We start from the raw sequence: 13,592 nt of genomic DNA, 5'->3' as shown, positions 1-13,592 counted from the left end.
ATGAGCAAGATCGCAATCATCGGTGCCACCGGCCGGGCCGGTAGCCAACTCCTGGAAGAAGCCCTGCGTCGTGGCCACAGCGTCACCGCCATCGCCCGCGACACCACGAAGATCGGCCAGCGGGCCGGGATCGTCAGCCGTGCCGTGGACGTGGCCGACAGCGCCGCGCTGCAAGCGGCCGTGGCGGGCCATGACGTGGTGCTCAGCGCCGCGCATTTCGCCCCCATCGCCGCCAGCGCCATCATCGATCCGGTGAAGAAGGCCGGGGTCAAGCGCCTGCTGGTGGTGGGCGGTGCCGGTTCGCTGTTGTTGCCCGGTGGCGGCAAGGTCATCGACAGCCCCGGCTTCCCCGAGGAGTACAAGGCCGAAGCCAGTGCCGGCGGGGTGTACCTGGAGACCCTGCGCAAGGAGCAGGACCTGGACTGGACCTTCCTCTCGCCGTCGGCGGAGTTCGTCGAAGGCGAACGCACCGGGAAGTTCCGCCTGGGCCAGGACCACCTGCTGGTCAGCGCCGAAGGTCGTAGCTGGATCAGCTTCGCTGACTACGCCATCGCCATGCTCGACGAAGTGGAAAAACCCGCCCACGTGCGCCAGCGCTTCACCGTCGGTTACTGATCCGACTAGCGGGCTCTGGCGGCTGCACTTCCCGGTGTAGCCGCCAGAGCCTGCCAGGCTGCGACGGGCCCGCAGGGCCCCAGGTCAGGCGCGGGGCACTAGCGCTGGTGCGCCTGTTCCACCAGCCAGTCCAGCAACTCCAGCAATTGCGCCGAAGGCCCCGGACGCTCCGGATAGACCAGGTAATAGGCCTGGCCCGTCGGTATCTTCAATTCGAACGGCATGACCAGCCGCCCGGCACTCAGGTCATCGCCGATCAGGGCCCAGTCGCCCATCGCCACCCCGGTCCCCTGGGACGCCACCGACATCGCCAGGTCCAGGGTCTCGAAATGCTGGCCCTTGCCCAGGGTGTTGAAAGGCGTGCCCGCAGCCTTCAGCCAGCGTTGCCAATCCCGTTGGTCATGGGACGGATGCAGCAACAGGTGGTGCTGCAGGTCCGCCGGGCTCCTGAGGGGCGTCGGGCCCTCCATCAGCGGTCGCGAGCACACCGGGGTCAGTTGTTCATTGAACAAGTGCCGCGAACCGAGGTTCGGGGAGGGCGGGGCGCCATACATCACTGCGGCATCGAACGGCTCGCGGGTGAAGTCCACGCCGTGCTGGATGGTGGTGGTCAGTTGCACCGGCACTTCCGGTCGTTCCTTCTGCCATTGCAACAGCCGTGGCAGCAGCCAGCGCATGGCGCAGGTCGGGGCCTTGAGGCGCAGGTTGCGGCTGCGGCTGCCGATCTCGTCCACCGCGCCATTGATCAACTCGAATACCTGCTGCACCCGTGGCAGCCACTCCAGGCCTTCGGTGGTCAGGCTCAAGCCACGAGCCTGGCGCTGGAACAATGGATAGCCCAGGTGGCTTTCCAGTCCGGCGATCTGTCGGCTCACCGCGCCCTGGGTGATATGCAGTTGCTCGGCGGCGCGGGTGAAGTTGCAGCACTGGGCGGTGACCAGGAAGGTGTGCAGCGCGGGCAGGGGAGGCAGGCGTTTCATGGAGGGCCAGGCATGACGTGAGGACATGGCTAGTATGACTTTTTATCCATTGTTCCGGCTACCGGCGCGCCGTTCCAATAGCCCCCTTCCGGCGTCCACGGGTGTTTCCCGGTCGCACGGTATCAACCAACAAGAAAGGGCGATGAGATGGCGACATGTGGCGAAGTACTGGTCAAGTTACTCGAGGGGTATGGGGTCGAGCAGGTGTTCGGCATCCCTGGAGTGCATACCGTCGAGTTGTATCGTGGCCTGGCCCGTTCCTCCATCCGCCACGTCACCCCGCGCCATGAGCAAGGCGCCGGCTTCATGGCCGACGGCTACGCCCGCACCAGCGGCAAGCCCGGGGTGTGCTTCATCATCACCGGCCCTGGCATGACCAACATCACCACCGCCATGGGCCAGGCCTACGCCGATTCGATCCCGATGCTGGTGATCTCCAGCGTGCAGACCCGCAGCCAACTGGGCGGCGGGCGCGGCAAGCTCCACGAGTTGCCGAACCAGAGTGCCCTGGTCGGTGGCGTGGCCGCGTTCTCCCATACGCTGATGTGTGCTGATGAGTTGCCGGTGGTGCTGGCCCGGGCCTTCGCCCTGTTCCAGGCTGGCCGTCCGCGTCCGGTGCATATCGAAATCCCGCTTGACGTACTGGTCCAGGACGCCGACCACCTGCTGGCCAGCGAGCCGGTACAGATCGCCCGGGCCGGCGCCGCCCCGGCGGCCGTGGCGCAGATGGGCCAGTTGCTGGCGACGGCCAAGCGTCCGCTGATCCTGGCTGGCGGTGGCGCTATCGATGCCGCCGCGTCCCTGACCCAGCTCGCGCAGCTGCTGCAGGCCCCGGTGGCCTTGACCATCAACGCCAAGGGCATGCTGCCTTCGGCGCACCCGCTGCTGATCGGTTCGACCCAGTCGCTGGTGGCCACCCGGGCCCTGGTAGCCCAGGCCGATGTGGTGCTGGCCATCGGCACCGAACTGGCGGAAACCGACTACGACGTGACCTTCGCCGGTGGTTTCCAGATTCCCGGCACGCTGTTGCGGGTCGATATCGATGCCGACCAGACCGTGCGCAACTACCCGCCGAAAGTGGCGCTGGTAGCCGATGCCGATATCGCCGCCCAGGCCTTGCTGGCGGAGCTGTCGCGGCAAACCCTGGCCGAGCGCAGCAGTGACTGGGGGGCTGTGCGTGTCGATGCCTTGCGCCAGGAGCTGGAGCTCATCTGGGATGCCCCGACTCGGGCCCAGACCCGGCTTTTGCAAACCCTGGTCGAGGAGTTGCCGGAGATCGTCCTGGTGGGCGACTCCACCCAGCCGGTATACAGCGGCAACCTGACCTTCAATCCTGACCAGCCACGACGCTGGTTCAATGCTTCCACCGGCTACGGCACCCTGGGTTATGCCTTGCCGGCGGCCATCGGCGCCTGGCTCGGCGGTGGCTCGAGCCCGGCCCAGCGGCGGCCGGTGGCCTGCCTGATCGGTGACGGCGGCTTGCAGTTCACCCTGGCGGAACTGGCCTGCGCCGTGGAGGCGCAAACCCCGGTCATCGTCGTGTTGTGGAATAACCAGGGGTACGAAGAGATCAAGAAGTACATGGTCAATCGCGCCATCGAACCGGTGGGCGTGGACATCTACACCCCGGACTTCATCACCGTGGCCAAGGGCCTGGGCTGCGCTGCCGAGCGCGTCGACAACATCGCGCAGTTGCGCGCGGCCTTGCGCCTGGCGGTCGATCGCCTGGGCCCGAGCCTGATTGAAATCGACCAGAATCGCTGGACCCAGGGAGTACAGGCATGACTGCGCAACCCATGCTGGACGGCCTGTATATCGACGGCCAATGGTCGGCCGGCAATGAGCCGCTGCAAGTGATCAACCCGGCCACCGAGGCCCCCCTGGCCCGGGTGGCCGGCGGTGGGCCAGAGGCCGTGGACCGCGCGCTGCGTGCTGCCACTGGCGGGCTGGCTCGTTGGGCCCGAAGCACGGGTGCCGAGCGGGCGGTGGTGCTGCGCAGGATCGCCACTGGCGTGGCTGCGCGTCGCGAGCGCCTGGTGCAACTGCAATCGAGCAACAACGGCAAGCCCCAGGCCGAGGCGGCCATGGACGTCGACGACGTGATCGCCACGTTCGACTACTACGCCGAACTGGCCGAGGGCCTGGACGCTCGCCAGGATGCCGAGGTGGCGCTGCCCAGCGCGGATTTCAGCGCTCGCCTGCGCCGCGAGCCATGCGGCATCGTCGGGCTCATCGTGCCGTGGAACTTCCCCATGGTCACCACCGCCTGGAAGCTTGCGCCGGCCCTGGCGGCAGGTTGCAGCGTGGTGCTCAAGCCCTCGGAGGTCACGCCGTTGCCGGAGCTGGAGCTGGCGGCGATCATCGCCCAGAGCGGCTTGCCCCAGGGGGTGTTCAACCTGGTCTGCGGCACCGGCTTGGCAGTGGGCGCGCCTTTGGCGGCGGACCCGCGAGTGGCGAAGATCTCCTTCACCGGCAGCAATGCGGTGGGCGTCCAGGTCATGCAGCGGGCGGCGGAAACCGTCAAGGGCGTGAGCCTGGAGCTGGGCGGCAAGTCATCGTTGCTGGTCCTGGCCGATGCCGACCTGGACCTGGCGGTGGAATTGGCCTGCGGCGGTGGATTCTTCAACGCCGGGCAGATGTGCTCGGCCACCAGCCGGGTGCTGGTGGCGGCTGAACTGGCCGATGAATTCCTCTACCGGCTCAAGGCCCGGGCCGAAGGCATCCGGGTGGCCGAGCCGTTCGAGGCCGGGGCGCAGATGGGCGCGCTGGTCAACCAGGCGCAATACCAGCGGGTGCTGGGGCATATCGATCGTGGCTTGCAGTCCGGGGCCCGGCTGGTATGTGGCGGTAGTCGCCCGGCGCACCTGGCCCAGGGCTACTTCATCCAGCCCACGGTATTCACCGAGGTGCCGCTTGACAGCGCGTTGTGGCGGGAGGAGATCTTCGGTCCGGTGCTGTGCGTGCGCAGCTTCGACAGCCAGCAAGAGGCCATCGAACTGGCCAACGACAGCGAGTTCGGCCTGGTCGCCAGTGTAGTGGGTGGCGATACCGCCAATACCGAGGCGGTGGCCAATGCCCTGCAGGCCGGACTGGTGTGGATCAACGCACCGCAGGTGATCTTTCCCCAGACGGCCTGGGGCGGCTACAAGCAGAGCAGCATCAGCCGTGAGCTGGGGCCCTGGGGGCTACAGGCGTTCCAGGAGATCAAGCACGTGGTACGGGCCAACTAACCCGGTCCCAAGCTGCCTGCCCGCAGGCGCGCCATGTCCCGCAAGGGTGGCGCGCCGAACAGGCGACTGTACTCGCGGCTGAACTGCGAAGGGCTTTCATACCCCACCCGATAGCCCGCCACCGAGGCTTCCAGGCCTTCGGCCAGCATCAGCCGGCGGGCTTCCTGCAGGCGCAATTGCTTCTGGTATTGCAGCGGGCTCATGGCGGTCATCGCCTTGAAGCGATGGTGCAGGGTCGACACGCTCAGGTTGACCTCGCGCGCCAGGTCGTCGATGCGCAGCGACTGTTCGAAATTACCGTTGAGCCATTCGATCGCCTGGTTGACCCGGTGGCTCTGGCTATTAGTAGTGGCGATCTCGTACAGGCGATGGCCCTGGGGACTGCGCAGCAGGCGGTAGAGGATTTCCCGGCGGACCAGGGGCGCCAGCATGGCGATGTCCTTGGGTGTGTCCAGCAGGCGGGTCAGGCGCAACACCGCATCGAGCATCGGCGAATCCAGGCGTTCCACGTACAGGCCGCGTCCGGTGGGCCGGGCGGGCACGCCCAGGGGACCGGCGTCGGCGATCAGGGCGTTGATCTCGCCGGGGTCGATGTCCAGGCGCAGGGCCAGGATCGGCTGCTCGGGGGAAACCATCGCCACCTTGCCGCTCAGGGGCACGGCAACCGAGACCACCAGGTAGTGCAACGGGTCGTAGTTGTAGGTCTCGTCGGCCAGCTGCACCTCCTTGCGGCCCTGGGCCATGATGCACAGCGCCGGCTGCGCCAGCCCCGGGGCGAACTGGTGGGTATGGCTGTGGCGCGAGACGAACAGCGAATCGATGGCCGTGGCATGGCTGCCGTCGACGACGGTATGGCGATCGATGATCGCCGCCAGTTCCGCACGCTGGCGTTCTATTTCCGGGGCGAGGGGAGCCGGCAGGTTTTCCTGGGATGACATGGGGCAGCCTCCGGGGTTTTGCGATCGGCACAGCTTAAGTTTGTGCAAGCGGGGAGGCTAGGCCGATCCTGCGTAAAACTTGCCTGATCCTGCTACCTGCGCGCGCGATGTACGAGGTTGTCCCATCGACTGGAGTTTCACTTGCTTGAAACACCGCTGTAGTCATTTTGTCCCATGGCGCGGGGCGAGCAAGCTGGTGGTGGGCGATATCGCAGGATTGGGCAAATCAGCGGCAGGAATCGACTAACCCGGGTTCACCCGCGGCCCGTATCGTTGGATCCTGTCGCAGCCCGTCCCCCGGCTGCCTCGACGACACCTGGGAGGGTCGCACATGTCCACGCATATTCCCGTCAGCCATATGGCTTTGGTCCGCGCCCGTGCGGGGCGCTCCACAGAGCTGGGCGCTCGCCTGAGCAGCCTGATCGAACCGTCCCGCCAGGCGCCCGGCTGCCTGCAGTTCGCCTTGCAACGCTCGCAGTGCGATGCCCAGTTGTGGCTGGTGTCCGGGTTCTGGAGCAGCCAGCAGGCGATGACCGCTTATTTCAGCTCGCCGGCCATGGAGGTCTTCAGCGAGCTGGTCCAGGACCTGGTGGTCGACAGCCTGGACTTGCACACCTTCGATACCGTTTCGGCACAGGAACTGCCGGGCGAGTACCCCCAGTTGCACTGCGTGCCGGTGCACAGGCTGGCCAGTTGAAGGTTTAGAATGGCCGACTTTCCATTGGCCAGGACCCGCAACATGGCACGCAAAGAGTTCGCACATTACGAAGCAGTTTCCGCTGTGGTTCCAGGGGAGGGGGGATACAGCGCCGCCATCGCCATCAAGGCCCTGGATGTTTCAGGAGCCCCGCGCTTTCACAAAGTCCTGGACGAGCAGAAGTTCAAGACCGCCCATGACGCCGACCAGGCTGCCGCGCAACAACTCGAACAGCTGATCGACGTCGACGCCGACGGTCAATTGTGCTGGAAGACTATTTGACCGCACCCGGGCGGTACATCTTGAACAGGGCCTCGGGGCCCAGCTGGAAGTAATCCGCCGGACCGCCGCCGCGCAGAATGGGTTCTGCCGCGGCGGTGTCATAGATGCCGTCCTTGAGCAGCCACTTGGCGATATGCACGGCGACCACTTCGCCGAGGATCAGCCAGCTCGGCACCAGTTCCTTGTCCGCCCGCTGCAACTGAATGATCTGCGTGACCTTGCACTCGAAGGACACCGGGCTTTCGGCTACCCGTGGCACGGCGATGACTTTCGAAGCCACTGGCGTCAGGCCCGACAAATTGAATTCGTCGACCTCGGGGGCCACGGCGGCGCAGCTCTGGTTCATCTGCTCGGCCAATGGCCGGGTGGCCAGGTTCCAGGCGAACTCGCCGGTCTTCTCGATGTTGTTCAGGCTGTCTTTGCGCCCGACGCTGGAGAACCCGATGATCGGCGGAATGTAGTTGAAGGCGTTGAAGAAGCTGTAGGGCGCAAGATTCAGGCGACCCTGCTCGTCCTGGGACGAAATCCAGCCAATGGGACGCGGGCCGACGATGGCGTTGAACGGGTCGTGGGGCAGGCCGTGGCCCAGGGCGGGTTCGTAGTAATGGATTTCGTCGGGCATGGCTCGCGGTTCCTGCTGGGAGCTTTAGGGGGCGCCATAGTGCAGTGCGCATCCGGCGAATTCCAGCTTCGCCGTGCAGGATGTGCGGCCTGGAAAGGTCGAGCCCGGCGCAAGTACCGGGCTGTGCTGTCCAGAAGAACGATCAGCCGATGCTGGCGGAACCGGTGCGATCGTAGCCATCGGCGGCGAAGGTGGCGGACCCGGTGCGGTCGTAGCCATCGGCGGCGAAGGTGGCGGACCCGGTGCGGTCGTAGCCATCGGCAGCGAAGGAATGGGCAGCCAGTACCGACAGGGTCAGGGCCAGGATCAGTTGGTTTTTCATGATGGCGACTCCGGATGGGGTGGGACGTTGTTGGTGGGCTTGGGATGAATCCTACTCCGATCAATTTGATTGAAAAGCGCAAATAAATGCTTTAAATAATCAGTTAAATCGATGTTTTTGCGGTCTGTGCTCACCTGCCTATAAGGGGCACCAGGCTTCTGGATGGATGCGGGTTTATCCCGCTGACAGGCTGGATACCCTGGGTTAACTGATCATTAATTGAGCAGTCATGCGCCAAAAAATGCCGGCCAACGGTTTTTTCATACACGCCCTACCGATTTTTCACTCGCCGCCGTTCAGCCTCCACGCAAGCCTGCATATCAAGACAGGCCACCTCGAATGCGACCCTTGGAGCTCCCTACCGAATGAACAAACTTCCCCAGATCACCCTGGCCTTCTGGGTCATGAAAATCTGTGCGACGACCCTGGGCGAAACCGCCGGTGACTTGCTGTCGATGACCCTCGATGTCGGCTACGCCATCAGCTCGATGATCCTCATCAGCGTGTTCCTGCTGACGCTGGTCACCCAGCTGTTTTCCAAGACCTACAACCCGGTGCTGTATTGGCTGGTGATCCTCTCCACCAGTACCGCGGGCACCACCATGTCCGATTTCATGGACCGCACCCTGGGCCTGGGCTACGCCAGCGGGTCGCTGATCCTGATCGCTATCTTGCTGGTGATCTTCGCCGCCTGGCGCATGAGCGGCGAGTCGTTGAACGTGAACCGGGTCCAGGGTTTTCGTGGCGAGCTGTTCTATTGGCTGGCGATCCTGTTTTCCAACACCCTGGGCACCGCGCTCGGTGATTTCCTGGCCGATGACTCGGGCCTGGGCTTTGCCGGCGGTGCGCTGCTGATCGGCTCGGCCATTGCCCTGGTGGTGGTGCTCAAGTACTGCACCAGGCTGTCGCCGGTCCTGCTGTTCTGGGTGGCTTTCGTGCTGACCCGGCCGTTCGGTGCGACCTTGGGCGACTTCCTGACCAAGTCCCATGAAAAGGGTGGCCTGGACTTCGGCACTGTCGGCTCGTCGGCGGTCTTGGCGGGAATCCTGCTGGTGCTGGTCGTCGGGGCTTGCTGGGTGCAGAAGCGCGACTCGCGCCAGGGCGCCGCGCAACTGTCTTGAACCCCGGATGGGTCGAACCAAGCGCCCGGGCCTTGCACCCGGGCGCGTGGTCTTGTCAGTCGGTTTCGATCCGCGAGTGCTTGCCGGTGTCCTTCATGGTCGCGTAGACCAGCAACGAGCAGGCGATGCAGGCGGTGACGTACCAGTAGTAGCCGGTTTCCATGCCGATGCTCTTGAACCACAGGGCGATGTATTCCGCGGTACCGCCGAATACCGAGACGGTCAGGGCGTAGGGCAGGCCCACGCCCAGGGCGCGGATCTCGGTCGGGAACAGCTCGGCCTTCACCACCGCGTTGATCGAGGTGTAGCCACTGACGATGATCAGGGCCGCCATGATTAGGAAGAACGCGCCCCACCAGGTCTGGATGCTATGCAAGGTGCTGAGGATCGGCACCGTGAACAGGGTGCCGAGCACCCCGAAGGCGATCAGGATCGGGCGTCGGCCGATCTTGTCCGACAGGCCGCCGATCACCGGTTGCAGGCACATGAACAGGAACAGGGTCGCTGCGGAAATGGTGGTGGAGTCGGAAATGCTCATGCCGACGGTGTTCACCAGGTATTTCTGCATGTAGGTGGTGTAGGTGTAGAAGGCCAGGGTGCCACCCATGGTCAGGCCAACCACGGTCAGCAGTTCCTTGGGATGACGCAGCAGGGTGCGCATCAGGCTTTCCTTGGGTTTTTCCTTCTTCTTGGCGAAGGACTCGGTTTCCTCCATGCCACGGCGCAGGTACAGCGCCACCACGGCGCAGAGGGCGCCGATGGCGAACGGAATCCGCCAGCCCCAGGACTGCAGTTCTTCGGTGGTCAGCATGTTCTGCAGGACGATCAGTACCGCCAGGGCAATGAGCTGGCCGGAGATCAGGGTGACGTACTGGAAGCTGGAGAAGAAACCACGGCTTTGCTTGGTCGCCATCTCGCTGAGGTAGGTGGCCGAGGTGCCGTATTCACCGCCCACCGACAAGCCCTGCATCAGTCGCGCCAGCACCAGCAGGATCGGCGCGCCAACGCCGATGGTCTCGTAGCCCGGGGTCAGGGCGATGATCAGGGAGCCTGCGCACATCAGCAGTACCGAGGCCATCAAGGCGGCCTTGCGCCCCTTGCGGTCGGCGTAGAGCCCCATCAGCCAGCCGCCGATCGGGCGCATCAGGAAGCCCACGGCGAAGATCGCGGCGGTATTGAGCAGTTGGGCGGTGGTGTCGCCCTTGGGGAAGAAGACCTTGGCGAAGTACAGCGAGAATGCGGCGTAGACGTACCAGTCGTACCACTCGACCATGTTGCCGATCGAGCCGCTGAAAATCGATTTCAGGCGGCTGGCGGTGGTCTTTTCCTGGGCGGGCACGGCGGCCGACCCGGCAGGCAGGGTATTGGAAATATCCATCACGAACCTTCTATTCATTGTTGTTGTGGAGTGCGCGCAAACGCAGCCTGCCAGGGCTATAGCAGGAGCTGTGCCAGGAGCGGGAAGCCCGGTCTAGAAGGGTCTTGATGAATCGATAAGCGGAAATCCGCCTATCGCGGGGAGGGCTATGAGCGGGAAATTGCCTAGGAAGGGGCGTCGCCAGGGGCCAGATGCATGCCTTGCGGCCCTCAGGATTTTCAATTGCCTTTGACGAACATTTCCCGGCTCAGGCCATGGCGCTGCATCTTTTCGTTCAGCGTGCGGCGCGGCAGTTGCAATTCGTGGAGCACCGCCTTGATCTCGCCCTTGTGCCGGGCCAGGGCGGCGCGCAGGCACTGGGCTTCGAAGGCCTCTTGCTGGGCGGCAAGGGATTGGCCGACGGCGAGCGCTTCGGCCTGCTGCTCTTGCAGTCCCAGCACTTGGCGCTCGGCGGCATTGGCCAGCTCGCGCACGTTGCCTGGCCAGTCATGGCTGAACAGGCGTCCCAGCTGTGGACCGTCCAGCGCGACCACCTGGCGGCCCAGGCGCTGTCCGGCCTGGCGAGCGAAGTGCTCGTAAAGCAGGGGGATGTCCTCGCGGCGTTCACGCAATGGCGGCAGGCGCAGTTCGGCAACGGTCAGGCGGTAGGCCAGGTCTTCGCGAAAACGCCCGGCCCGGGCCTCTTCCAGCAAGTCGGGCTTGGTGGCGGCGATGATCCGCAGGTCGACACTGATGCTCTGGTTGGAGCCCAGGCGTTCGAGCTTCTGTTCCTGCAGCACCCGCAACAGCTTGACCTGCTGGGCCAGGGGCATGCTTTCGATCTCGTCGAGGAACAGGGTGCCGCCGTTGGCATATTCCAGCTTGCCGATGCGCTTGCCCTGGGCACCGGTGAAGGCGCCGCTTTCGTGGCCGAACAGCTCGGCCTCGAACAGTTGCTCGGGAATCGCCGCGCAATTGAGGGCGACGAAGGGCTTGTCGGCTCGGGGACCGAAGTCGTGCAGGCAGCGGGCGATCAGCTCCTTGCCGCTACCGGTCTCGCCCCGCACCAGCACGTTCACCGGCAGCGGGGCCAGCTCCAGCACCTGGCGGCGCAGGGTCTGCAGGGCCTGGGAGACGCCGAGCAAGGTGGCGTCGAGCCTGGCGCGGCTATCGGCCTGCTGGTGCAGGCGGCGGTTCTCCAGCACCAGCCGGCGCTTGTCCAGGGCCCGGCGCAGGCTGCTGAGGAGGATCTCGGGGCTGAAGGGTTTTTCCAGGAAGTCATAGGCGCCATCGCGCATGGCCTCCACCGCCATGGGCACGTCGCCATGGCCGGTCAGGAGGATCACCGGCAGGTCCGGGTCCAGGCGCTGGACCTGGGCCAGCAGTTCCAGGCCGCTGATGCCGGGCATGCGCACATCGCTGAGGATCACCCCGGGAAAGTCCCGTGGCAGTCGCGCCAGGCATTCCTCGGCCCGGCTGAACAGCTGCACCTCGAAGCCCGACAGGCTCAGCCACTGCTCCACGGCGCTGCGGATGCTGGCTTCGTCGTCCACCACCAGCACTGAGTTCAGCATTGGATATGTGCCTCCAGGTCGATGGGCAGGCTCAGGGTGAAGACTGCGCCCTGGTCCTGGTTGGCGACGCTCAGGCGGCCGCCCAGTTCATGGACGATGGCGTAGGACACCGCCAGCCCGAGCCCGAGGCCGTCGCCCACCGGCTTGGTGGTGAAGAACGGATCGAACACGCTCAGCAGATGCTCGTCGGCGATCCCGCCGCCGGTATCGGCCACGCGCAACTGCCAGAGCTGGTCCTCGGCCTCGAGGCTGATCTGCAGGTGTTTGTGGGGTTTGTCCAGCATGGCGTCCAGGGCGTTGCGCAGCAGGTTGATCAAGACCTGCTCCAGGCGGATGGCATCGCCGCGGACCCAGGCGGGGCGAGCCACTTGCAGCATGACCTGGATGTTCTCCGTGCGCAGCCGTGCTTCGAGCAGTTGCAGGGACTGGTCCACCACCGCGGCCAGGTCCAGGCGCTCGCGCAGGCCGCTGGGGCTCTTGCGGGCGAAGGTCTTGAGGTGGCTGGTCAGGGCGGCCATGCGGGTCAGCATGTCGTCCAGCGGCCGCAGGGCCTTGTAGGCTTCGTCCACCCGGCCGTGCTCCAGCAGCAGTCGCAAGGTGGCCAACTGCATGCGCTGGGTGGTCAGGGGCTGGTTGATTTCATGGGCCAGGGCTGCGGACATCTGCCCCAGGGCCGCGAGCTTGGCCGATTGCACCAGGCCTTCCTGGGCGGTGCGCAGGTCGCGGGTGCGCTCCTCCACCAGTTGCTCCAGCTCCTGGCGATTGCGTTGGCGGATCTTGCCCAGGCGCCAGCGCTGGTTGAGGAAGAGCAGCAGGAACACCAGGGCCAGCCAGGCGCCACCGGCGGCGAGGCCGGCATTGCGGCTTTCCTCGAAGGCACTGGGCGGCTTGCGCAGCAGGTGCAGGGTCCAGCCCTCGGCGGTCAGCGGCAGGGATTCCCAGAGGTAATTGGTCGCGCCCTGGTCGTCCTGGACGCGGATCAACTGGCTGCCGTCGTCGATCTGCTGCAGCTGGGTATGTTGCAGGGGCACCAGCAGTTGCTTGTCGTACTGGCGGGTCAGGCGGATCTCTTCCAGGTCGTTGGCCGACAGCGGCTGCAGGTGGCGGTAGCGCCAGCCCGGCTGGTTGGCGATGAACACGATGCCGCGGGCATCGGTCACCAGCAGGGTATCGCTGCCCTGGCTCCATTCATGTTCCAGCTCGGGAAACTCCAGCTTGACCACCATGGCCCCGAGGAACTCGTCGTTGTCGGCCTTGACCGCGCTGGAGAGGAAATACCCGGGGATGCCGCTGGTCACGCCGATGGCATAGAAGCGCCCGCTGCCCTGGCTGCGGGTCTGCTTGAAGTAGGGACGGAAACCGTAGTTGTGGCCGACGTAGCTGCTGGGCAGGCGCCAGTTGCTGGCGGCGACGGCCAGGCCGTCATGGTTGAGCAGTTCCAGGGTCGAGGAACGGGCTGCGCCGTTGATCTTCTCCAGCTTGCGGTTCAGCGCGTCCTGGGTTTCAGGCGTCACCGATCCCTGGAGCGCCGCGCGCAACTCCGGGTCCAGGGCCAGTACGGCCGGCAGTGCCCGATAGCGTTCGATCAGGGTGTGCAGGGAATTGGCATACAGTCCCAATTGCTCGTTGGCGCGTGCGGCTTCCTCCACCAGGGTCTGGCGTTCGGCGTGGCGCATGGCCAGGCCGGCGCTGACGACGGTGCCAGCGAGAATCACCAGGATGTAGAACGTCAGGCGAAGGGAGCGTGAGATCTGGGCCATGGGTCGGGGCAGGCTGCATTGGGGGCGGGAACGATAGCATGAGCGCCGGGTGGAACGTTGATCGCGGACAGTGTCGGCAAAGGGCGCGGCACAA

13 protein-coding genes are annotated in these 13,592 nt (G+C 65.3%); 6 read left to right on the top strand and 7 right to left on the bottom strand.

What is annotated here, in order from left to right; genetic code table 11:
* Positions 1 to 615, top strand: coding sequence for an NAD(P)-dependent oxidoreductase (locus tag AC3WK8_RS10415; protein WP_103324681.1), 615 nt, complete (start codon positions 1 to 3; stop codon positions 613 to 615).
* A gap of 98 nt (positions 616 to 713) precedes the next feature.
* Here AC3WK8_RS10415 and AC3WK8_RS10410 read toward each other — a convergent pair whose 3' ends face one another.
* Positions 714 to 1,595 (bottom strand): LysR substrate-binding domain-containing protein, encoded by an 882-nt coding sequence (locus AC3WK8_RS10410; RefSeq protein WP_022640563.1) that lies wholly within the window; start codon positions 1,593 to 1,595, stop codon positions 714 to 716.
* 147 nt (positions 1,596 to 1,742) lie between these two features.
* Here AC3WK8_RS10410 and AC3WK8_RS10405 point away from each other — a divergent pair, with 147 nt between their 5' ends.
* Both AC3WK8_RS10405 and AC3WK8_RS10400 read left to right on the top strand, forming a co-directional pair.
* The gene (locus AC3WK8_RS10405) at positions 1,743 to 3,380 is read left to right on the top strand and encodes a 5-guanidino-2-oxopentanoate decarboxylase (protein WP_103324682.1); all 1,638 of its coding nucleotides are present in this window, start codon (positions 1,743 to 1,745) and stop codon (positions 3,378 to 3,380) included.
* Complete coding sequence (locus AC3WK8_RS10400) at positions 3,377 to 4,825, top strand: aldehyde dehydrogenase family protein (protein ID WP_103324683.1); 1,449 nt, start codon at positions 3,377 to 3,379, stop codon at positions 4,823 to 4,825. The genes AC3WK8_RS10405 and AC3WK8_RS10400 overlap by 4 nt, the downstream gene beginning before the upstream one ends.
* Here AC3WK8_RS10400 and AC3WK8_RS10395 read toward each other — a convergent pair.
* On the bottom strand, positions 4,822 to 5,763 hold the full coding sequence (locus AC3WK8_RS10395; protein ID WP_103324684.1) for an AraC family transcriptional regulator: 942 nt from the start codon (positions 5,761 to 5,763) through the stop codon (positions 4,822 to 4,824). The two genes, AC3WK8_RS10400 and AC3WK8_RS10395, sit on opposite strands and share 4 nt — an antisense overlap.
* Before the next feature lie 331 nt (positions 5,764 to 6,094).
* On the opposite strand from AC3WK8_RS10395, the gene AC3WK8_RS10390 reads away from it, so the two are divergent.
* Positions 6,095 to 6,460, top strand: a complete 366-nt coding sequence (locus AC3WK8_RS10390) for a putative quinol monooxygenase (protein ID WP_103324685.1) — start codon at positions 6,095 to 6,097, stop codon at positions 6,458 to 6,460.
* Positions 6,461 to 6,469: 9 nt separating this feature from the next.
* A complete protein-coding gene (locus AC3WK8_RS10385; protein ID WP_022640558.1) occupies positions 6,470 to 6,742 on the top strand; it encodes a hypothetical protein in 273 nt (90 codons plus the stop codon).
* Here AC3WK8_RS10385 and AC3WK8_RS10380 read toward each other — a convergent pair.
* Both AC3WK8_RS10380 and AC3WK8_RS10375 read right to left on the bottom strand, forming a co-directional pair.
* A complete protein-coding gene (locus AC3WK8_RS10380; protein ID WP_103324686.1) occupies positions 6,735 to 7,364 on the bottom strand; it encodes a flavin reductase family protein in 630 nt (209 codons plus the stop codon). The two genes, AC3WK8_RS10385 and AC3WK8_RS10380, sit on opposite strands and share 8 nt — an antisense overlap.
* A gap of 142 nt (positions 7,365 to 7,506) precedes the next feature.
* Positions 7,507 to 7,686: a hypothetical protein gene (locus tag AC3WK8_RS10375; protein ID WP_103324687.1), complete on the bottom strand. Its 180-nt coding sequence runs from the start codon at positions 7,684 to 7,686 to the stop codon at positions 7,507 to 7,509.
* Positions 7,687 to 8,051: 365 nt separating this feature from the next.
* Here AC3WK8_RS10375 and AC3WK8_RS10370 point away from each other — a divergent pair, with 365 nt between their 5' ends.
* A complete protein-coding gene (locus tag AC3WK8_RS10370; protein ID WP_103324688.1) occupies positions 8,052 to 8,807 on the top strand; it encodes a COG4705 family protein in 756 nt (251 codons plus the stop codon).
* A 55-nt stretch (positions 8,808 to 8,862) separates the two neighbouring features.
* Here AC3WK8_RS10370 and AC3WK8_RS10365 read toward each other — a convergent pair whose 3' ends face one another.
* From AC3WK8_RS10365 to AC3WK8_RS10355, 3 genes are all read right to left on the bottom strand, one after another.
* Positions 8,863 to 10,185, bottom strand: a complete 1,323-nt coding sequence (locus tag AC3WK8_RS10365) for an MFS transporter (RefSeq protein ID WP_103324689.1) — start codon at positions 10,183 to 10,185, stop codon at positions 8,863 to 8,865.
* A gap of 218 nt (positions 10,186 to 10,403) precedes the next feature.
* Positions 10,404 to 11,738: a sigma-54-dependent transcriptional regulator gene (locus AC3WK8_RS10360; protein WP_103324690.1), complete on the bottom strand. Its 1,335-nt coding sequence runs from the start codon at positions 11,736 to 11,738 to the stop codon at positions 10,404 to 10,406.
* Positions 11,732 to 13,498, bottom strand: coding sequence for an ATP-binding protein (locus AC3WK8_RS10355; RefSeq protein ID WP_103324691.1), 1,767 nt, complete (start codon positions 13,496 to 13,498; stop codon positions 11,732 to 11,734). The genes AC3WK8_RS10360 and AC3WK8_RS10355 overlap by 7 nt, the downstream gene beginning before the upstream one ends.
* Positions 13,499 to 13,592 lie beyond the last annotated feature (94 nt).

The organism is Pseudomonas sp. FW507-12TSA (assembly GCF_058781435.1).
This window is presented reverse-complemented; position numbering and strand designations above follow the sequence as displayed.